Below are 21,154 nucleotides of genomic sequence, written 5' to 3'. Positions count from 1 at the left end.
GGCAGTTACATACCCAGCCAGGCAGGTGGCAGAATTTCAGCGCGTTCATAGGAGAAATCGATAAAATGGTCGGGCTGCCACGGCTGTTATCGATCGGTACCAGGTCCAAAACTCTATCATGGTTAACTGTCATAATTTGGCAGGACATATGATTAGTCCGCGCCAGAATGTTCCCTTGATAACCATTAAAATCGTTAGATGTATGTCTGGACTAATAACAAACAGCCCAGACTGGAGCAGCTTTTTTTATCCGACGATAGGTGATTGATGTTCTGTCGGCTCATCAACACTTTCTCTTTTCCATGATTCCCTTTACCTTGCAAGCCTTGAATGCTGCCCAGTACGCGCGGTAGAGCAGACTGCGTGTTTCTTCATCCAAATCCAAGCCGGTTGCGAGCTTCAGATTGGCTATTGAGTCAAGATGGCGGGCTGATCTAATGATGGCTTCAAAGTGGCCACCGATCATCGCCCAGCTTTGCTCCGAGTCAACCGTTCCAGCCCACTGTTGAATTTCAGGTGCAGGATGGAGTTGACTACAGACATAACTTGAAGCCCCCTGGCGCTCAAGGCGATGACAGAAAGCATCGAAATCAATTTTCCTTATTGTGTAGGATACGGCGTTCTTGTTGTAAATAACCTGCAATCCCAGTCTGGAAAGCCGGTAACCCAATTCAATATCCTCAGCGCCGAATCGGAAAACCGGGTTGAATACGCCGAACTCTAGTAACAGGGAGCGTTTGCAAGAAGAACGTCCGCCCCAGAAATAAGTGTAATCCAAAGCATCACCATGCTTTAGCGATGGATAAGAGAATAAGAAACAGCCGATCTCCGTAACGAAATGCATGAGTGGGTCTTCGTTGATTTCCGGGCTAAGCGCGGTATATCCAAGTACCGCAAAGTGCTCAGCAGGAAATTCAGTGTGTGTCTTAACATGTTCTTCCAGCAAGGTTTCCGTTGCAATATCATCATCGTCCAGAAAAAGCACCACATCACCCCTACAGGCAAATAGACCGTGATTTTTTGCGCTGGCTAACCCGGCGTTGCGTTGATAAACATAGCGAAGAGGGAGCTTTGCAGCATAAAAAGCCGCTACCACTTCAGTACTGTCGACAGATCCATCATTTATTATTACGACTTCGAAATCATGCGCAGGCAGCGTCTGCTTGCAGAGGCTATCCAGCACCTTATCCAGTAACGCAGCCCGGTTGTAGGTGCAAATCACTACGCTCAGCATTGATCGATCAAAGCAGGGCCGGCGGCCGGCGGCTTATCCGACATAAGACTCCAATATAAAAAAGGCGTCTTTTTTTGACAGATGCGGTCGTTCGGCAAGGTACTTGCTCATGTGTTTCGCGCTAGCCTCGTGGTCGTAATACGCTACAGGTTTACGAAAGTCATGAGCCACTGGTACAGCATCGACTATACCCATTCTAAGGCCGTGTTCTTCTGCCAGGACCGGCCATACAAAATCATTACCCCAACCCATCGGGCTGGTTTCGTCAAATGGCAAAAAATGATCAAATGTGCTCCGATGTAGCGAAAACAGGGGCCCGATTTCAACGAAACGCGTCCTTCGAGCATCGATCCCATCCAGCTGTTCAACGAACCAATGATCTATATAGCTATCATGCGTCCGTGCGGGTTGGGCCACGGCGAGGTCATGGCGGGAGACCATGGCGAGGTAGCGATCAACAAAACCATCCGGTAACTGGATGTCATCATCGCTCACGATAATGTACTCAAAGTCGTATAAATCAATTTTCCCAAGCAGCTGATTCAACAGTAAAAATTTCGGCGCAAACGTATTGGTAATTTGCACTGTGAATGGTGCCAAATCTGAATCTGGCTGATTCTTGCCTAGCGAGGACCATCGTTGCTCTAGGTCCCAATTCTTGCTTAAAGCAAGTTCCCGAGTAATCTGGGACGCAAGATTCTCTTTATCCGCAAGATATATCCCGACTACCAACACTCGGTGTGCCGACCCTCTCTGTGAGCCGCTACACATATGGTGCTTGGGTCGCTGTGGAGCTTGTTGAGCAGCCCGGGATAATGGTGCTGTCATCACGACACTCATCCCGGTTCGATGCATTTCTCGTTTTGGGAAAGATTTCGATCATCCGCTTCCGTGCCGCTGCAAGTGAATAATTTGTATCCAAGTGCGTAAGTGCTGCGGTAGAGAGTCGGTACCACAGCGTTTCGTCATTATAAAGTCGAACCACCAGGTCGGCAAAATCGTCAGGATCATCCGCAATTAAAAGATGCTTTTCATGCCGAAGACCCATGCCCTCTGCTCCAATCCGCGTGGCAACGATGGGCAGTCCATACGATATGCTGTGGCCAACTTTGCCTTTCATCCCTGCGCCAAAACGCAATGGCGCTACAAATATGCGGCAAGATTCAAAGTAGGGAGCGGCATCCGGCACAAACCCGAGAGGCGCAACATTGGCCGAGCGTAGTGATTCCACCGATGAGGGCATATTGCTTCCGATGATATAAAAGACTACGTCGGGAATTCTTTCCCTGATCCGCGGAAAAATATTCCTGACGAAAAATATCACGGCGTCTTCATTGGGTTTATGCCAGAAGCCGCCAATGAAGAGTATGCCCCTGCGTTGCGCGAAAGGCGTTTTGGGAAAAAAAATCTCATGGATGTTGGGCAGCACGGTAACTTTGGCGTCGGGTTGTTCAGCGAGTAAGTGATCTTTTTCATCATCAGTAATCGCAAGCACTAGATCCGCACAAGTACAATTGAAGAGTTCGATGTGCCGAAAGCTTGCGATGGCATCAACCAAGGCACGATCTCCTGAAATCAGCATCTCCCGCTCGAATCGTACCCAGTGAAGGTCAACAGTGTCATATATAACTTGGGAATATAACGCGTATGCTCGGACATGAGGCAAGTACCGAAAAGCTGTCTCCGGCCGTGATAACAATACGAAGTGATACTTGCCCCCCACAGCCGCCAAGTGCTTATGAGCTGCGCCAGATCCGTAAAGAATGCCGATGCCTTGTTTTTCCAGAGCCTCCCTATAGTGGGGCAAGTGTTCCTCGGAATCGGAGACAAAAGTAATACGAAACCCCATCTCAACCAGCAAACGGAGAATTGCATACATGCGTACAGAACCGGAATCCTGATCGGGTGTGGGTATTCGTAAATCGATCACTAATACCCAGGGGTCGGTCGGATCAAATTGTTTTGCGCTCGCCGCCACCAGAGGGAGCGCATCCCGACTCTTGTCAAGCTGGAAGACGTCTTTGTGATTTACTTTCCAGGCGCCAGGCCGGCGCAGATAAATTTCCTTGAGCCGTTGTTTAATATGCCAGGGCAATGGCAGATCCTTATATGTTTGACGCAACAGCTTATTGAACCAGAGGGAGCGGGTGAATCTCGCTGATCTTAAAAGTGTTAAATTTTTGCTTAAAGGCATTAGCGCTGATTTGATCTCACGAATTGGGCTGGTCAGCCGCCATGAAGTGGACTCATGTATCTCGACAATCTCATGCTGCAGCTTGGCAATTTGCTCGTCGCGCTTGGCTATGATGTGGCTAAGGCTGGCGAGTTGTTCATCGCGTCTGGTTACGGAGGTCAGCAACGGCTGCTCTAACCACCTGTTTAAGAATTCCCGCGATGAACGCCCCGTCACTTGTTGCTGAATAATAGACTCGAGCTCGGTAAAGCGCATGAAATCGTCACCAGTCAGCGAGTAGCCTGCTGCAGCCAGCGCCAATTTGATAAATGTTCGCCGCGAGAGTAGGTCACCCGTGGAATGCTTGCCAAAGCAAGCAGATCCGGTTCCCCAGAGCAATGAACGAAAAAGGAGCAAGCCAACTTCGACATCATCTGCAAGGGCCCATTCAGGATCTATTGCGTGTGGTTGCCCGGTATGGTTGACGATAATATTCTGAGGCGTCATGTCAAAAAAATCACCGGGCAACTTATCTGCTAACTGCAATTTGCCAATTGAATATCCCTTCTGATTGGCAATGACTGCGAGCAAATTTACATAGCGTTGAATGAAGAGGCCAACTTCTTCAAAGGACCATCCATCACAGGTGACTATTTTTACAAACTCGAACCATAGGGGTTCGCCTTCTGCATAAGGTGCTTTTTCCACCCCTGTAAAGCTGATGATTTGGTTTGTCCTATTATCTTGCTCGCGATTGACCAGGTTATGATAGTTCACCGTTATCATATTTCGATCAGTTTGCTCAAATACCGTTTCTTTACAATACGGTGGGGCTCTATCAGTACTATAGTGATATCCCAGGATGCCAGATTTAACAATTTGTTGCTGCAATACTGACGCCACAATCAAGAAAGAATTAGCCATATCCAAAGCCAATCCATTCTTGAATATTTCGGGCCAGGTCAGCTCCAGCGAAAAATTTGTGCTCGACGGGAGCTGGGGGTCGCGCCTTACGCTCTGCCATGCTAACGCAGCGCCATCAAAGCGTTGGCTGGAAAGACCTTCTGTAGTCAAAATCGAGATGGGCAGCTTGTAATCCGGAAACGGAGCCAGGAATTTGGCTACGGCGAAGCCTGCTTTTTCCAGTAAGCCAGCAAGTACTGCTCGACCAAAAGTTTGCGGTTGATTCGCGGCGTAGCGACCCTCAATGCCATACATGGGTTGGCCAAGGTGATCTTCTGGCGCACCGGCGAAGTATTTCAACCCTAACTGGTTTTCAATGGCGATAATTAACTGGCCCTGGGGTTTGAGCAGAGTCCGAACGTGCTGGAGCATGGCAAATGCTGCATTTTCGCTCGCCATAAAGAGGTTCGCGTACTCGAGGACTCCGATGAGGGTAATTACGTCAAATCGACAGTTACTTTGAAACTGGTCAAGTTTTTCGGCCAGCACCGTTACGTTTTCAAGGTCACGTGTCCGGGAGCGCGTGATAGCCGCACGGCGTGGGCTGCCCTCAAGGGCTAGAACATTTGCGCCAGACTCGCCAAGATAACGTGTAATTGCGCCACAGCCAGAACCGATTTCTAGAATGTCTCCCCTGAGCGCAGCGTCAAATGGACGCAAGATATTGGCGCGAGTACCGGATAGGTGATACAGGGAAGGCCAGTCAATGCAATGCTGCCGTAGCTCCGCAGAAAGAACCGTAATATCAGTTGTTTGATCGATAATTTCAGCGATACGGTCTTCAACCTCGTCCCCATCGCTATAAGCAATGCCCATATATTCGGGTCTTGACCAAATACCTCTCTTTGTATCAGCTATATAGACCGACGTTAAAATTTCGCTTTTCATCAGTGATCGCTGGATAGGAAATTAAAAATGTTTTCGGCTTCAAACATGAGTGCTTTTACGACGTTGAAGAGCACGTAAAACGTTTCCGAACTTCTTATATAAGGTGCGAGAACAATGTTTTATACAGTCCCGTCGGGGGCGGGATTTTTCCCATAGCTATTGGTTCCGTATGCCGAGCAATGGGAAGAAAGCGCGATTAGAGTTTGGGGTGCGTGAGCTTAAGTGCCACATTCTTGCGTCGAAAATCCGGGAAGAACGTAATTCATGTCTGCGTTTCCAAAACCGCACTTCATGCTGTTATTTTACGAAGCGACAGGTTAAGCTCAAGGTCAGCAAGCCCATGGAAATGATTATGCGGCCTGACAACAAAATGTATCGAATCATAGCGTCGATCATGCGGGATGATCTCCTCACCTTCTCGCGTAGCAATGCCTATCGAAATAAAATAATCCCCTGGAGCAAGCCCACATTTGAAGTGGGATGTGGCGTGCATTACAGCCCCTTTTTTCCAAAGTACCTGAAAATCGGTAAAATCGCCATCGCCCATCTCTGAATTGATGCCGGATACTGTTACGCCATCCTTCGTTTTTATGTTGATGCCTAATATGGGACGTAGCAGATCTCGGTGAAATTTCACGGATATCGCAAGTGTGATAGCCTGCCCGACGGTGATTGCCGAAGGATAGGGTTCTTCGTCCGCAGCCAGGTAAAAATCCAGAATAGAAACTGTGCCATCACCCCAGCGGTATTCGTGGACATTATATCCCCCACGCGTTGCAAAGGCGTCACAAGCCTGGCTTAGCTGATACAAAGCTTCAGCTTTTGTAACGGGAGCGAGCTCATCTGCTGACTCAATGGGTTCAGCGCCAATATCGCTTTTTTCCTTACCAAACAGCAAATCCATGTAACGATTTACCACTCGTTTCGGTTCCCCTGCTTCAAACTGCATGCCATTATTTAGCAAGATTGCGGAGGAGCAATGGGCCACGATTTGCTCGCTTGAGTGGGTTACAAGTAGAATGCTTGTGCCATTTTCTTTGAGCTGTTTCAGGCGCGCGAAGCATTTGGCCTGGAACTTTGCGTCTCCTACAGACAGCGCTTCGTCAACAATAAGAATATCGGGGTCTATCTGCGCCTGTACGGCAAAAGCCAGACGTACCGACATGCCGCTCGAATACGTTTTGACCGGCTGATCGATAAACTGTCCGATATCGGCAAATGACACGATGGCATCGAGGCGAGCGTCGATTTCCTCGCTATTTAATCCAAGCACAGCGCCATTCATATAGATATTTTCGAGCCCGGTAAAGTCTGGATTGAAGCCGGAGCCCAGTTCGAGCAAAGCAGCAATGCGCCCTTTGGTTTCTACAACGCCATCCGTTGGCGCCAGCGTGCCGCAAATGATTTGCAGCAGAGTCGATTTGCCTGAACCATTGCGCCCGATCAAGCCGATCGTCTCGCCTCTCTTGACTTCAAATGAAACATTCTTGAGCGCCCAGAACTCCCGAAAATATTGCCTGGGCTGTCGCCCCGTCAGACGTTGCAGACGCGGGGCAACGAATTGTTTAAGACGATCGCGCGGCACGTCATATATCTGGTAGCACTTGGAAAGATTCTGAACACGAATAGTGATATCGCTGGGGATGGCGATATTATTGGAATTTGTTACCGTGTTTTCAATATCAGGACTACCCCGTTTCTCCTGTTGCTTTGGCTCTTCCATTTCTGATTTAGACGGAATAATGGGGGCGGAACGTTTCACGATCTTTTCAGTTTTAGAGAACATCCGCAAATCCCTTGCGGGTTTTCTGGAACCAGGCAAACCCGCCCCAGGCGATTATTGATCCTGCTCCCATCAGAATGGCCCAGTGTCCGATATCCGGCAACTGCCCGAAGACCAGCACCTTGCGCCCTTCCTCAATGATGAATGCGAGCGGATTGAGCTGTAGCCAGCCCTGATATTCGACCGGCAAGATGCTTAAAGGATAGAACACTGGCGAAAGAAACAGCAACACAGTTGTGAACATTCCGGTGACTTGCCCGATGTCGCGCACAAATACGCCAAACGCCGCCAGAAACCAGGCAAAACCCATTGCAATGAGAATCAGCGGCAGCAGGACAAAGGGGAAGAGAACCGCTGTCCATGGCATCTGATGGCTGAAGATTAGCTGAGCGATCAGCAACACGCCAACGCTGATGATCGTGTGGAATAGCGCCGAGCCAAATGCGACCCACGGCAGTATTTCCAGCGGAAAAATCACTTTCTTCACATAGTTGACGTTGGATAATATCAGTGCAGGCGCACGGTTGATGCATTCAGCGAAAAGTCCATGCACGATCATGCCGACAAAAAGAATAATCGCGAAATCCGTTTTGCTTTCTTCTCCGCCTACACCCCACCGTGCCTTGAATACGACGGAAAACACAAATGTATAAATCGCCAGCATGAGCAAGGGGTTGAAGAACGACCATGCAATGCCCATGACCGAGCCTCGATAACGTCCAATGACCTCGCGTTTGACCAATGCGATGATCAGGTCGCGGTTACGCCAAAGGCTTGCGGCCATTTCGCGTGGAAGGATGGAGAAGTTTTGCATGCGGTGGGATGGTAAAGGTATTGCGTGTACGGCTGTGGCCACAACGTGAATGATATAGGTGGCGGGTATTGATTAGTTGAGAAGTTGCGGTGCACGTCTTCAGGCGCTGCATCAGGACGTTTTGCAGAATCGCGAAACGGGGGCGCTTTAGTTTCCGTTTCAGTTTCCATATGACAGCACGGCTGAATCGCCGTCAGCGGCAACTGTCTTTCTCATGCGGCATCATTTTAGCCGCTTCGAAAGCGGCGCTTAATAACATATGCAGCATAGGACGAATTTATTTGCGGCGTGCCGTGTAGGCGTAAAGCATAACACAAAATATTTTACACATTTAGGCTGACTCTCAGGCTTAAGCGCCAACCGGCAGGCATCTCATTCCCGCTTTTAAACTTCGAAGTACCAAGCACGCCCATAAGCTCGCGCGACATTTTTTCGATCTTTGTAGAGAGTCGGTTGCCTCTGGTTTAGAGAAGGCATCCTGATTTCGGTCTTTGATGCTGCATTGCGGATTCACGCTTGCGTGGAAATGGCAAAGCTACCGTTAGCCTTCCATCTGGAAGAAGCATCTTATTGCGCTTTCGAGAGAAAGACGGAAAGACGGCTCCAGTTATTCGACTGCCGGCGCGATATCGAGCCCAAAAATTCCGTCCAGAATAAATCCCTAAAATATTTTTATCCGCACTCTTGCATTTCGTTTAAAGTTGCCTATAATACGAATCATTCTCATTAATAATTGCGGAAACGGCCCAAATGGAAAAGTTACTTACAGTTCCGGAAACCAACGTCGATAAACAGAACTTCGTCATGCTGGACCGTAACAGGCGCATCTTTAGCGATACCCTGTTTTCGCAGGGAGACGAGATATTTATCCAGCATCAGGGCGAACAATACCGGTTGCGGCGTACCCGTAACGGCAAGCTTATTTTAACCAAATAGTTGAATTAGTAGACTTTAGGCGCTCATCATGTATATTTGTGTATGCAAAGGTGTAACTGATACCGCAATCCGGGAAGCTGTCTCCCGAGGCGCCGACCGGATGCGGGATTTGAAGACCTGCCTGGGTGTGAGCGGGCAATGCGGAATATGTGCCTGCCATGCCAAGGAGGTGCTGGAAAAAGCACTGATGCAAAAAACCTTGTCGCAACATCATCTACACAAACCCACTCGCTTATACGAGATCTCGCCTGAGGAGGCATCAACATGAAAAGCAGCGCAGACATTATCCAGTGGCTCAACCGCCAACTGCAACACGAATTGACGGCCATCAATCAGTACTTCCTTCATGCCCGCATGTATAAAAACTGGGGTTTTGAAAGCCTGGGCAAAAAAGAATACGAAGAATCAATAGAGGAAATGAAGCATGCCGATGCATTGATCGAGCGCATCCTGTTTCTGGAAGGATTGCCCAATCTGCAAGAGCTCGGCAAGCTCCTGATCGGTGAAAAGGCTGAAGAATGCGTCGCTTGCGACCTCAGGCTCGAAATGACGTCTCGCGAGACTCTGCTGGCTGCCATCTCGGCTTCCGAAATGGCGAAGGATTATGTTTCGCGAGAGCTTTTTAAAGAAATTCTCGAAGACACCGAAGAGCATATCGACTGGCTGGAAACGCAGTTGGATGTAATGCAGAAGGTAGGCATACAGAACTGGCTGCAGAGCCAGATGTAAATTATCCGTGCCGCTGGGTTCTCCTACCCAGCGGCTTTCGCCAGCCAGTCCGTACAGGGCAAGCCAGCATTTTTTTATAACCTGTCACGGAGCGCGGGCTGTGAAGCAGCTAAAGACAACCAGGGCAACCAGGACAACCGGTTCAGCGACCTTGAGCGTTACCGCCCCCATGATTGCAGAAGCACCCAGCCCCGACGTGATTCTACTTGCTTGCCTCCATGCCGTTGAAGACTTGAGCGCCCACTTGTTATCCGGCCTGCGGCAAGAAGCCGTTAGCTGGGCCGGCCGTGCCAATCCGCACAGCGCTCACAACTCCGATGATTCCTTTGCCCGCCATTTGCTGATATTGCTGGAAAAGAAATTCGATCAGGTCGTCAAGTCGTTTTCGTTTCTCGGGATCAATCGCAGCGCCTTCTTTTTACAGCATACCGGACTCGCCAGGACCGTGCGCCACGGACGGGTTTCGAATAAGCCCTCGTTTTTGCCGGCAGAGGATTCAACAACTGCATCGAAGCCGGCTGACAGTCATCAAGCATTGTTGTCACGCATCGATCTGCTTGAGCGCAAGCTCGCCGATGCGGAAATTGCTGTCCCACCAGAAACAGATTGGGTTCCGCTGGTCAAGGTCTCCGCCGCGCCTGGGACGCCTGCGGCCCCCGGGGCGTCACGGCATCCTGGCAGTGCATCTACCGCAGAATCGACAGGGGGTTGCGATAGTCTTGATGAGAAACAAGCCGGTGCGCATGCTGGTTTCGATCTTGCCGGGCGTCGCGTCCTGTGCGTGGGTGGCCGCGCTGCACTCTACCCGGAGTATCACCGCATGGTAGAGGCTTCAGGCGGCAGGTTGCTCATCTATCGTAGAGGCCCGCTTCACGGTGGGGATCATCTTCCTGCGTTGCTCGACCATGCCGATCTGGTGGTTTGCCCGGTCGATTGCGTAAACCACTACACCTATTTTACTGTGAAGCGCTACTGTAAATATTCGGGCAAGCCCTGCGTATTGCTCGACCGTTCGGGCCTGCCTACTTTTCGCAAGGGTGTGGCAACGCTGGCTGCGTTAGCTACGGCACCCGCCGGGTGTGACAGCCCTGTTCAATCCACTTCCATCGTCTAATAAAGTTACCCATGACAGAGTTAAACATGATTTGCGTGCGTAGTCACGGCAGAGGCGCGTGGGCGGACGCCAAGCGGAGGAGGCCCGCCGGTTCACTATTTATGGCTGCTTCATGGTCCCGGAGAAGCACATGAGCATTGGTTATAAAGGCAGGATTACGGCACTGGCGACTTTTATTATTGCCTTCTGTATGTGGATTCCGGCCCAGGCAGCACAGGCGGCAGTGAGAGAGTACTGGGTAGCGGCGGAGCAAACTTCCTGGAACTACGCGCCATCCGGGCAAAATCTGCTCAAGCCGGATGCCGGGCTCGGGGTGTGGGGTACGACGCTGACATACCCTAAATACCGTTATATCGGTTATGCAGACAAAAATTATAGCAAACCGCTGCCACAGCCCACATGGATGGGAATTCTGGGGCCCGAGATTCGAGCCGTGGTGGGAGATACCCTCAAAGTTCATTTCCTGAATAAAACCGACCGGCCGCTTTCCATGCATCCGCACGGATTGCTTTACGACAAATCCAGCGAAGGCGCGGATGGCCCCGGTATGGGGGCTGCCGTTCCTCCCGGTAAATCATTTACCTATACCTGGGTGGTGGACGCAGACGCAGGGCCCGGCCCGGCAGACCCTTCATCAGTCGTCTGGCTTTACCACTCTCATGTCATGGAAGATGAAGAAGCAAACCTCGGCCTCATCGGCACTATTATCGTCACGCGGCAGGGCATGGCGCGTTCCGCCGCTGATCCCGCGCCGCGCGACGTGGATCAGGAATTTACGACCCTGTTCATGATCTTCAATGAAGAGAACGGGGAAGAAAGTGGCATGAAGCATACGATCAACGGCCGTATTTTTGGTAATCTGCATGGCTATGAAACAAGTCTGGGAAAGCGCGTCCGCTGGCATGTCGTCGCACTCGGCAATGAAACGGACAATCATACCGTGCACTGGCATGGGCAGACGGTGCTCGACCATGGACGCCGCACCGATGTGGTCGAGGTGCTGCCCGCCAGCATGACCTCGGTCGACATGACGCCGCGTTCGGTTGGCAACTGGCTGCTGCATTGCCATGTAGACGACCATATGATGGCGGGGATGTCCACGCGCTGGCGCGTCCTGCCTGAAACAAAGGAAAACCGCTCGAAATAGTCAGCTCCCTCGGTATATATAAAAAAAGGAAAAATCTAATGAAGATCACACGCATTATCCCTGCTGTAGCTATCGCCATCGTCGGTGGTCTGCTCAGCTTCAACGCCGCGGCACACGCATTGTGGCTCGAAAGCGATAAGGGCGAGACCGCAGTCTCGAAACTTTATTTCGGCGAATACGCCGAAGATCGGCGCGAAGTCTCACCCGGCAAGCTCGACAACATTGTTCAACCGACAGTGGCTGTGATCGATGCGAACGGTAAGGAAAAGTCTGTCGAAGCAAGTCGCCAGAATAATTATTTTGCGATACCCGGCGGGGGAGCGACGGTGCTGGTACAAGCGCTCAAACAACCCATACGCGAGCCGCAGGGTGAAAACCCTGCCCCGGTGCAAAGAAGGTTTCTCTATGCACGGCTGGGCAACGGCGGCAGTTTGCCGCTCGATATACATAGCAGCGACAACCTGCTGCGTTTGAGCTTCCAGGGGAAGCCCGTCCCGAAGGCGGAGGTTATCATTATTGCGCCCAATGGCTGGGAAAAGCATTTGCATACGAACGAGAAAGGAGAGGTTCCGCTTACCGTGCTGGAACCCGGCCTTTATGTGGTCGAGGCGAAGCATGAGTTGATCAATCCGGGCAATTTCGAAGGCAAGGCATATGCCGTCGAGAGCCACAAGGTTACGTTCAGCATTTACAGATGAGTACGCTGCAACCCGACGCACCGGTCACTGTAACTACGCCTGCAACCAGGCAAAGCGCGGCCGGGGCAAGCGCAATGCCACGCCCGGTTACCGAGCCGCGCGGTTACCTGTTTTTATCGCAGGGTATGAAGCGGGGCCGTTTTCTTGTCTGGCTGCGCCGAACGCACGCCTGGATGGGGTTATGGGGAGCGGTACTCGGCCTGATATTCGGCACTTCCGGTATTCTGTTGAATCATCGTAGCGAGATGAAAATCCCGCTTGCTGCGCAGCACGAAACTCACCAGACGCTCACACCGCCGGTGGGTAGCTTGCAATCGGCGGAAGCGCTGGAAGCCTGGCTGCGCGTGAAATTTAAAATGCCCCACGCCAAATCGCGTATCGTGAAAAAACCCGGCGGTCCGGTTCCCTGGGGCGGCGGCCAGATAAACCAACCCGAAAATTGGCGCGTCACCCTTACCACGCCCAACCTCAGCCTTAATGCGGAATACTGGCAAGGCGACATGGAAACACGCGTCGAGCAGAAAGAAGCCAACGCCTGGGCAACACTGGCCAATTTTCACAAGGGAACCGGCATGTCCAATGTGTGGATATTGCTCACCGATACGCTGGCTTGCGGTTTGCTGGTTCTCGCGATAACCGGCACCTTGCTGTGGAGCCGTCTGCATGGTCCACGGTTGATGGCGGCGGGGTTGATCGGCACGGTACTTACCTCTGCTGTCGTTCTTATGCTCACCACGCTATCGCTGTCATGAAATTATCTTTTTTTCCATCGCCAATCAACAAGGGTCGAGGGGAAACACTGCCCATATAAATCTATAGTTCCCTTGCTCCCGCAGGGCAAACAAATCCCATAGCCAGCCAACGCCATCGTCGCTTGTAGCCAGCCAATAATTAAAATATAACAGAGCGATCAATGAAAAAACTGTCCCAGTTCGAATTCCGGCGCGTCCATGTGGCCTTGTTGCTGGCGTGGGTACTTATACCATCGCATGCGGTAGCCCAGGAAAGCGCAGGCAATCTGGAAAAAAGCGTCAACCCTGAAAAAACCGAAAAAAAGGCGGAGTTGCCGGAAATCAAGATTACGACCGGCCGGGTCCGCCCCGGCACGATTGAGGATGTGGCGACGACCGGAAGCAAGACGGACACGCCGTCGCGCGATATTCCCGCAAGCATTGCCGTCGTGCCAGCCGCGCTGTTGCGCGAGCAGGGCGTGATCGACATGAATGACGCCATGCGCAACGTCAGCAGCGTGCAGCCCCTGATGGGCGGCGGTTATGGATTTGCCAATAACTTTACGTCGCGCGGCTTGGCGCTGAGCTTTTTTCGCGACAACATGCCTGACGGAACCGCCCCGCAAAACGGTTATTACCGCACCATGTACGATGTCGAGCGTATCGAGGTATTAAAAGGCCCGGGTTCTGCGCTGTTTGGCGTCGCCGGCCCCGGCGGCAGCATCAATATGATTACCAAGCAGCCGCAAAGGACCTTTGGCCTGACCGCGGGTACCATGATCGGCAGCTTCGGCACCTATAACGGATTCGTGGACCTGACCGGTCCCGTGGGGGACCGTGTTGCCGGACGCGTCATTTCGGATATAGAGCATGCCGACGGTTTCCGCGGACTCGAGCGGAATATCTACGAGGTATCCCCCAGTTTCATCTGGCGCCTGGCGGACGATAAAACGCTTCTGATAGACTACGATCATCGCGACATACATATCAAGCCGGATAATTACGGCACGGTTTTCGATGGTAATTCCCAGTTATCCGTCTCTCGCAACAACCGCTACTACAGCCCGTTCAACCGGACCAGCAATATACTCAATCGCATCAGCGCCGTCCATAACTGGACAGTATCCGATAACCTGACCATGCGTACAGCATTCACATACGATACGCGGACACTGGATATGATTCGAAATGGGGGCGGTAATCAGGCTTGCGGAAGCGTGGTGAATTCGACGTGTAGTGCAGGTGCATTCGGCCAGATTACTGGACGCGATGCGCGCCATCAACTTGATAATTCGGCGTTCGCCACATTTCAAAACGAATTTATCTGGAAAACAACTACCGGTCCGGTTAAGCATACGTTCTTAGGCGGGTTCGAATACAAGAATACCGACATTGCTACAGCCCGTTCTGATTTTAAACTTGGCAACCTCAATCTTTTCAACCCGGTCGATCTGCAAACTTCACTAAACTCGCCTGGGGTTTCAGGACCCACGGCCATGTTTGATCGCCGAATCAGTAGTGATCAAACCTCCTTTTATGCGCAGGATCAGATTGATTTGAGTGAGCAATTCAAGCTTCGGCTCGGCATTCGAAATGATTTGGTCCAGTGGAGCGACAAGGGGTTTCAGCGCGTCTCCGGTAATTACGGATATCGTGAAATAGTACAGACCAAATCGATAACTACCTACTCAACCGGTGGAGTCTATCAACCCACCAAGAATTTAGCTTTTTACGCGGGCTATAGCACGGGGGCTTTCGTCAACCTGACGACCGAGGCCCAGGCAGTATCGAATGCGCCGGAAACCTCGGATCAGATAGAAGTGGGGGCGAAAACCATGCTGCTGGATGGCAGGGCAGACGTGAACGTGGCGCTGTTTCAAAGCAGCCGCAACAATTATTTCATCACCCTGCCAGGTAGCGGTGCTAACGCCACGCCGGATGGAAAAGATCGATCGCGGGGTGTGGAAGTGACCATGAGCCTGCGTCCGATTGACGGCTTGAGCATCATAGGTAACGGGGTGTGGATGGATCCGGAAACACAGGCACGCAATGTGGCAACCAATGCTGTTCTTGGCGTATCGAGAAGTGTTTTCGGCGGCCGCCCAGTAGGCGTTGCTACCAATATGGCCAGTTTGTGGAACAGCTACCAGATTCAAAGCGGGATTGCGCGGGGCGTAACATTGGGCTTTGGCGTGACCTATAAAGGCAACAGTTACGCTGACACTTTAAACCTGCTGAAGGTGCCGTCTTACGTCGTTTATGATGCGGCCATTTCTTATCGTATCAAACAGGTGGAACTCGCGGTCAACGTAAAAAACCTGACCAATAAGACCTATTATACCAATCCCACGTTTGCGGGCGCCTTGCCTGGCAATCCCCTCAGCGCCTTCGGTAGCATCCGTTTCAACTTTAATTGAACGCTTTCATGAATTGAAGTTAAACCATACGGAGTAGTTAAACCTGCACAAGACCCGGGAATAGCCCGACTGGACTGTAACCCGACGGTAGGGCGTCAATAAGCGCAGCGCATTGCGCCGTATGAAGACGCCCGTCAATTCCGGGTCAACCAACATGAGAGTCCACGCGATACGTAACTATTGCCACCATCATCCCGGCTGGCATGCGTTCAGCACAGATTCCTTCACCAAAAATTGCTGCGTCGTTACGTAACGATCTCCCGACGGGAAACTTGACGGAGCTCTCGTTGCGAGGCGCAATGCGCTGCAATTATTGCGCCTTCCACCTCGCCGCTCACACCTCTATTTTGCCGATTTCCTGACAAAAAAACGCTCATTCGCGTCTTCGTTTTCCTCGCCTTTTTCAAATACGTTCCAAAGCCGATATCGACCGTCATCGCGTCCGTGCAGGTTCATTGCAAAATTTTCATGACGGCATCGAACCCAGGTGAAAACCTGAAACATCACAGCAATACAATTGCCGAAAGACACCTTATCCAAGCTCGTTTTTACCACTAATTCTCCCAAAAAAGCTCCTCGAATAAAGGTCTGTGCTAACGCCGCAAACCCGCTACAACTAACGGTTACAGCAGGTATTTCTTCCTTTCGCCTGTAAGATTCTACAGCTATTCTAGGTTTGGGTTCCGTTGTTTCATAGCACCGTCATCAACCAAACGACGGGTGAAAACAATGGGACAGATAATGCTTGCGCAACACGGAAACGGGTCAATGGACCAACGGGCAGTGGCGGGAATGTATCGGCTGAGGCATGAGGTTTTTCATGAGCGGCTGGGCTGGGAAGTCACCGACGATAACGGCATGGAACATGATGAGTTCGATCATGCCAATCCGGTGTATGTCCTGGCGAAAGGAGATGAAGATGAGGTGCTGGGTTGCTGGCGTTTGCTTCCGACCATGGGGCCCAACATGTTGAAGGATACTTTCCCTCAGCTATTGCACGGACAGCCGGCACCGCAGCAAGCCGATGTGTGGGAATTAAGCCGATTTGCCGTGACGGTACCGAAGTACGAAAGCGCGGGCTTCGGCTTCAGCGAGATCCCGGTAAAGATGATGCAGACGCTATTCCGTTTTGCCCGGCACAACGGCATCAAGCGTTACGTAACCGTGACTACCGTCGCGGTCGAGAGGTTGATACGCAAGCTTGGCGTTAATGTCTCAAGAATAGGGCCGCCTATCAAGATCGGTCGGGTTTTGACGGTGGCTTGTTATATCGAGATCGATGCGATCACGGAGTTTTCCTTGTTCGGCACACTTCCAGAGCATGCACAAAGGGAGGCAGCATGAATATTCTGCTGATGGGGGAAAAGCAGGATACCCGTCGAATTCTGCAACTATTGCTTGAGAAGTCAAAACACAGGCTCGAGCGGAAATCGCTGGAAAGCTTCCCCGAGCCGGATCTGGGCGCATACGATATGGTCCTTGTCGATGGGGCGGTGCAGGATTGCACCCAACAGGTGACTCTGCTGCAATGGATACGGGAAGCGAGACGGCGCTACCCGCATCTGCCGGTGGCGGTGATGAATAACGTGGGGTCTGACGTAGCGCCCAACGTGGCGTCTGATCGATATAAGGCGAGCCGCGAACCTTTGCATACCTGTGGTGTTTTCGAGTCCGGCAATGGGGTATTGAATATGCGCTGCCGCCTCCAGGAAATCGCGTTGGGAGAAACCGCTGCATTGATGCGGGATGAATGCGAGCGGCCAATGCTGGAGCCGATAACATTCGAATATTCGGGACGGGGATAAAAATATCGACCAGCAGGCGGGCCGAGCCGGAACAATTTTCTGCCCCGGTTTTTATATCGATTATTCAACCGCTCAGCTATCGACAGCAGGCCAGGGTACTGAAGTAAGTCGCAAGGTTCCGTTATTTTTTCAAACTTGGATAAAGCTTCATCGTAACGTCATCTATTTCGGGTAACCTGAAAATTCTGACCAGTTCGCAAATCATCTTGAGCAGCGCTGTTTATCACAGGAGGCACCATGCATCCCTTATTACCCGCGTTAGTGAAGCTGTTATCGACAGAAACAGAGAACGCCCGGACTGGCGCCGGCCCTGCTCGGCAAAGACGCGCTATATCAGGGCGCAGAAACTTTAGCGCCGACCCAATCATTGCAATGTTTGACAGCCTCGGCGCCGCAGGCGAAAGCCACGCCGACCTTCGCGGATTATCGGTTAATGTCCAGGATGACCTGGGAGGTTCTCCCAGGTTAGGCCGACGCGGTTATCCCGCCACATCAAAAGTCAAAATCCGGAAAAAACGTTTTGGCTGAGGTACAAATGATACGACTTCATGTCAGTCAGTGCCAGGAATGGCGGGAAAAAATTCCTTGTGAACCCTTCACGAATTTCTCAACCATCATCGGGCTTTTCGGCAGTTAAAATTTTGGCATCCTGGATACACCCGGATCAGGCACATGGGTATATATAAAAGGTACCGAACGATTACCCGTACTAAAGGGACGGGTCTGGGTTCAGCCGAAGCGGCCTTGCAGTCGGCCGAATCCGGCGATACACCTGGTGCAAGTCCTCTGACCGCACTTCGTGAGTTGCTGGAATCCCATCTATCCGGCGACATTCCGAGTGAGGAGGAAAGTGAGATTGACTTGATGATTCAGTTAAGCGGCATGGTGCATAGCAGTACGGGGAATAGCGAGTAATTCCGTTTCTTTTTTTGCCGATTCGGTTTGAGCGAAGCCAGATTGCATTCACGCTGGCTGATACGTCCAGCGTGAAAATTACCCTGCCATGCCCCCTCTCTTTCTTTGGAGAAGGAGGCCCCGATTGCCGATCATGGCTGCTGCGATCCGCTCTGGGGCGCCTCGTAAACGCCGGTTCTGCCGGTTCTGCGCAGCATCTTGTTGACCTGATCCGCGTGCATCTCTTCCTCGACGATGAGGCCCCGTGCATAATCCTCTAATAGCACTGATTTGCCTTGGGTCAGCTCCAGCAGCTGGTAATAGGCGGCGCATGCCTCCTTTTCATTAGCCAGAGATTCCCTGAGGATATCGCCGATGTCGTGGTGATGTGTCTCCAGTAGAGGCCCGATCGAAAGTGACGGGTATCCGCCCAGCAGCGTGACAAGTTCGCCGGCCTTATGCGCGTGCAGCAACCCTTCTTCGGCCTGCTCCTTGAGCCAGGCGACGACAGGAATGCGGTTGTAGCCATAAACCATCAATGAATAGTGCGTGTAACGTACCACCCCGGCGAGTTCCAGTTCCATGATCTTGTTCAGCAATGCGATCGCCTTGTCTTTATCGAAGTCCATGAGTTTCTCCTTTGGGATTGCAAGAATCGGCAGGGTGGTGCTACGTCTATCTCATAACCGGCAGCACAGCGGGGCTATTCATTTTCGCAGCATCTCCTTGCCGTATAGTGTTGTGCAATGCATCACGATGCTTCACAGCGCCGAGCCGTGAGCACCTAAATATTCTGCTACCCCCTCCGGGCTCGGCTTCATGCCGGGATCTCCTGTTTTCCATCCGGCGGGGCAAACTTCGCCGTGACTTTCATGGAACTGCAATGCATCTACCATGCGCAGCATTTCATCCACGTCGCGCCCAAGCGGCAGATCGTTGACGACCTGGTGACGCACGACACCATTTTTATCGATCAGGAAAGAGGCTCGCAGCGCAACGTGATCCGGATGGCTGATGCCATACGCGTGCATGACATCGCCACCCACATCGGCTACCAAGGTGATGCCCACAGGACCGATGCCACCCTTGTCCACCGTGGTATTGCGCCAGGCATAATGAGTGAATTGGGAATCCACGGACACGCCGATCACTTCTACGTTGCGTTTGCGGAATTCTTCCGCCCGATGCGAGTGAGCAATAATCTCCGAAGGGCAGACAAAAGTGAAATCGAGCGGATAGAAAAACAGCACGGCGTATTTACCGGAAATTTCCGTATGGAAGTTGAAAGTATCATTGAAGGTGCCATCCGGCAGGACAGCGGGCTTGGTAAAGTCGGGCGCGAGATGGGTTACGAGTACTGACATTGAGATTCTCCTTTTTGGCTGATGGAATCGAAGCGTTTTCATCAAATGCGCTTCGGGCGTTGCATATCCTCGGCATTTTTACATTGCACCGTCTGCCATTATAGACTGCATGTCAATGGTTCCTCTGTGCGCCGCACCTCACAGCTCCAAATCTCTGCTCCTGTGTCGCTCTGCCGGGCTTCTTTGCGTCACGCTGTATAATTCAACATTCCGGAAGAGCTGGCGATGCCGGCAATTTTCTTCCGTTCCATAAGGGAATTCCATTAAATTAAAAAAATCCATTCGTGAAAAAACATAGTCTTAAAGCCTACCTTTCCGAGACACGCTCGCGTGGTAGCGTCAAGCGAACAGTGAAATTTGACGATAAGGAGATCTGGTGGGATATTTCAGGAGATGATTCCATACTTCCCCCAAGGTTGACTGTGCATGATATTGCAGCTACCGGGCTGGTGTTTTTTGCCATGCATCACGGGAAGAACCTGCATGTTGATGGTCCGGTAAGCGCATCGCTACTGGAAAACCTGGAAGACCTGGTCGTTTCCTGGGTCAATTGGCGTCCTGACCTGTATCAGCGTATAAGCATCAGCGCAGCGGAGGAAGTACGCACCCCCCGCAAGTCGTCCCCATCTGTTATCGGCGGTCAGGCAGTTGCTGCGTTTTCAGGAGGGCTCGATGCCTCGTTTACGGCATGGCGGCATGTCTCCGGAGAAGTCGGGCGCAGAAACAAAAAATTGATTGCGGGTGTCCTGATCCATGGTTTCGATATACCAATCGACGCGCATCAGGCATTTGAGACGACCTACAAAACTGCTGCCGAGTCGTTAAGGTCTTTGGGTGTTCCCATTGCTGTCATAAAAACCAATTGGAGAGCTCAAACCTCCGTGAACTGGAATTTAGAGTTTGGGGCAGGCGTTTCCACATGTTTGCGGCAGTGGCAAGGAATGGCCGATACGGCGCTGTTAGGCTCGGATGATGATTACAGAAACCTCGCTCTTCCATGGGGAGGCAATCCGATTACCTATGCCATGCTGTCAAGCAGCGATTTCAGGGTGGTCTATGACGGGGCGGAATTCTCTCGGACTGAAAAGGCGGAAGGTATTACTGACTGGCCGACAGGTTTGCGCAATCTTCGCGTTTGCTGGCAAGGGCCATTGACCGGCAAGAACTGCGGTATCTGCGAAAAATGCTTGCGCACCAAAATGAATTTTCTCGCGGTGGGTGCGCCTTTGCCTGAATCATTGTCTGGTCTGCCCACTGTTTGGCAGATTCTTCGAATTCGAACGAGGAGAGCCTCCCAGCTCCCCACCCTGGAGGAAATCATTGAGACCGGCTCGGAAAGAAAAATAGCCGGCATATGGCTTGCCGCTCTTAAGGTCTCCCTTTTAAAAAATAAACTTTCGATGCGCTTTCTTCGTTAGCTCATTTAAATGAACTTAAATCCCATATCAGGAAATTTTACAAAAA

General features: G+C 51.5%; 20 protein-coding genes. 13 read left to right on the top strand and 7 right to left on the bottom strand.

Annotated features, from left to right (window positions below; translation table 11 throughout):
- Nucleotides 1-283 precede the first annotated feature (283 nt).
- The 5 genes from KJS40_RS12150 to KJS40_RS12130 all read right to left on the bottom strand — a co-directional run bounded on the left by KJS40_RS12150 (nucleotide 284) and on the right by KJS40_RS12130 (nucleotide 7,855).
- The gene (locus tag KJS40_RS12150; RefSeq protein ID WP_244859592.1) at nucleotides 284-1,183 is read right to left on the bottom strand and encodes a glycosyltransferase family A protein; all 900 of its coding nucleotides are present in this window, start codon (nucleotides 1,181-1,183) and stop codon (nucleotides 284-286) included.
- Between the two features lie 84 nt (nucleotides 1,184-1,267).
- Nucleotides 1,268-1,819 carry a hypothetical protein gene (locus tag KJS40_RS12145; protein WP_213538077.1) on the bottom strand — a complete coding sequence of 184 codons (552 nt, stop codon included), beginning with the start codon at nucleotides 1,817-1,819 and terminating at the stop codon, nucleotides 1,268-1,270.
- A gap of 178 nt (nucleotides 1,820-1,997) precedes the next feature.
- Nucleotides 1,998-5,258: a glycosyltransferase gene (locus KJS40_RS12140; RefSeq protein ID WP_213538075.1), complete on the bottom strand. Its 3,261-nt coding sequence runs from the start codon at nucleotides 5,256-5,258 to the stop codon at nucleotides 1,998-2,000.
- Between the two features lie 289 nt (nucleotides 5,259-5,547).
- Nucleotides 5,548-7,020: an ABC transporter ATP-binding protein gene (locus KJS40_RS12135; RefSeq protein WP_244859591.1), complete on the bottom strand. Its 1,473-nt coding sequence runs from the start codon at nucleotides 7,018-7,020 to the stop codon at nucleotides 5,548-5,550.
- A gap of 13 nt (nucleotides 7,021-7,033) precedes the next feature.
- Nucleotides 7,034-7,855: an ABC transporter permease gene (locus KJS40_RS12130; RefSeq protein WP_213538070.1), complete on the bottom strand. Its 822-nt coding sequence runs from the start codon at nucleotides 7,853-7,855 to the stop codon at nucleotides 7,034-7,036.
- An 804-nt stretch (nucleotides 7,856-8,659) separates the two neighbouring features.
- On the opposite strand from KJS40_RS12130, the gene KJS40_RS12125 reads away from it, so the two are divergent.
- From KJS40_RS12125 to KJS40_RS12070, 12 genes are all read left to right on the top strand, one after another.
- Nucleotides 8,660-8,791 (top strand): hemin uptake protein HemP, encoded by a 132-nt coding sequence (locus KJS40_RS12125; protein ID WP_213539843.1) that lies wholly within the window; start codon nucleotides 8,660-8,662, stop codon nucleotides 8,789-8,791.
- A 28-nt stretch (nucleotides 8,792-8,819) separates the two neighbouring features.
- On the top strand, nucleotides 8,820-9,059 hold the full coding sequence (locus KJS40_RS12120; protein WP_082204633.1) for a bacterioferritin-associated ferredoxin: 240 nt from the start codon (nucleotides 8,820-8,822) through the stop codon (nucleotides 9,057-9,059).
- On the top strand, nucleotides 9,056-9,520 hold the full coding sequence (bfr, locus tag KJS40_RS12115; protein ID WP_025041708.1) for a bacterioferritin: 465 nt from the start codon (nucleotides 9,056-9,058) through the stop codon (nucleotides 9,518-9,520). Before KJS40_RS12120 ends, bfr begins: the two co-directional genes overlap by 4 nt.
- A 100-nt stretch (nucleotides 9,521-9,620) precedes the next feature.
- Entirely contained in the window at nucleotides 9,621-10,634 is a 1,014-nt protein-coding gene (locus KJS40_RS12110) for a DUF2325 domain-containing protein (RefSeq protein WP_213538068.1), read from the top strand.
- Nucleotides 10,635-10,764: 130 nt separating this feature from the next.
- The gene (locus KJS40_RS12105; protein ID WP_213538067.1) at nucleotides 10,765-11,781 is read left to right on the top strand and encodes a multicopper oxidase domain-containing protein; all 1,017 of its coding nucleotides are present in this window, start codon (nucleotides 10,765-10,767) and stop codon (nucleotides 11,779-11,781) included.
- A 38-nt stretch (nucleotides 11,782-11,819) separates the two neighbouring features.
- On the top strand, nucleotides 11,820-12,479 hold the full coding sequence (locus tag KJS40_RS12100; protein WP_213538065.1) for a DUF4198 domain-containing protein: 660 nt from the start codon (nucleotides 11,820-11,822) through the stop codon (nucleotides 12,477-12,479).
- Nucleotides 12,476-13,231, top strand: a complete 756-nt coding sequence (locus KJS40_RS12095; RefSeq protein ID WP_213538063.1) for a PepSY-associated TM helix domain-containing protein — start codon at nucleotides 12,476-12,478, stop codon at nucleotides 13,229-13,231. The genes KJS40_RS12100 and KJS40_RS12095 overlap by 4 nt, the downstream gene beginning before the upstream one ends.
- A 161-nt stretch (nucleotides 13,232-13,392) precedes the next feature.
- On the top strand, nucleotides 13,393-15,627 hold the full coding sequence (locus KJS40_RS12090) for a TonB-dependent receptor (protein ID WP_213538061.1): 2,235 nt from the start codon (nucleotides 13,393-13,395) through the stop codon (nucleotides 15,625-15,627).
- 768 nt (nucleotides 15,628-16,395) lie between these two features.
- A complete protein-coding gene (locus KJS40_RS12085; RefSeq protein WP_025041701.1) occupies nucleotides 16,396-16,971 on the top strand; it encodes an acyl-homoserine-lactone synthase in 576 nt (191 codons plus the stop codon).
- Nucleotides 16,968-17,432, top strand: a complete 465-nt coding sequence (locus KJS40_RS12080) for a hypothetical protein (RefSeq protein ID WP_025041700.1) — start codon at nucleotides 16,968-16,970, stop codon at nucleotides 17,430-17,432. The genes KJS40_RS12085 and KJS40_RS12080 overlap by 4 nt, the downstream gene beginning before the upstream one ends.
- Before the next feature lie 237 nt (nucleotides 17,433-17,669).
- Entirely contained in the window at nucleotides 17,670-17,960 is a 291-nt protein-coding gene (locus KJS40_RS12075) for a hypothetical protein (RefSeq protein ID WP_213538059.1), read from the top strand.
- Between the two features lie 144 nt (nucleotides 17,961-18,104).
- Nucleotides 18,105-18,347, top strand: a complete 243-nt coding sequence (locus KJS40_RS12070; protein ID WP_213538057.1) for a hypothetical protein — start codon at nucleotides 18,105-18,107, stop codon at nucleotides 18,345-18,347.
- Between the two features lie 131 nt (nucleotides 18,348-18,478).
- On the opposite strand, the gene KJS40_RS12065 is transcribed toward KJS40_RS12070, so the two are convergent.
- Together KJS40_RS12065 and KJS40_RS12060 are read right to left on the bottom strand one after the other, a co-directional pair.
- Nucleotides 18,479-18,955: a ferritin-like domain-containing protein gene (locus KJS40_RS12065; RefSeq protein ID WP_213538055.1), complete on the bottom strand. Its 477-nt coding sequence runs from the start codon at nucleotides 18,953-18,955 to the stop codon at nucleotides 18,479-18,481.
- 132 nt (nucleotides 18,956-19,087) lie between these two features.
- Entirely contained in the window at nucleotides 19,088-19,690 is a 603-nt protein-coding gene (locus KJS40_RS12060; RefSeq protein ID WP_213538053.1) for a peroxiredoxin, read from the bottom strand.
- A 284-nt stretch (nucleotides 19,691-19,974) separates the two neighbouring features.
- On the opposite strand from KJS40_RS12060, the gene KJS40_RS12055 reads away from it, so the two are divergent.
- Nucleotides 19,975-21,108: a hypothetical protein gene (locus KJS40_RS12055; protein ID WP_213538051.1), complete on the top strand. Its 1,134-nt coding sequence runs from the start codon at nucleotides 19,975-19,977 to the stop codon at nucleotides 21,106-21,108.
- Nucleotides 21,109-21,154: the final 46 nt, after the last annotated feature.

The sequence above is a fragment of the Nitrosospira sp. NRS527 genome (genome assembly GCF_018406445.1).
Lineage (GTDB): Bacteria > Pseudomonadota > Gammaproteobacteria > Burkholderiales > Nitrosomonadaceae > Nitrosospira > Nitrosospira briensis.
The sequence above is the reverse complement of the archived record's forward strand: the minus strand, read 5'-3'. Positions and strand labels throughout refer to the sequence as shown.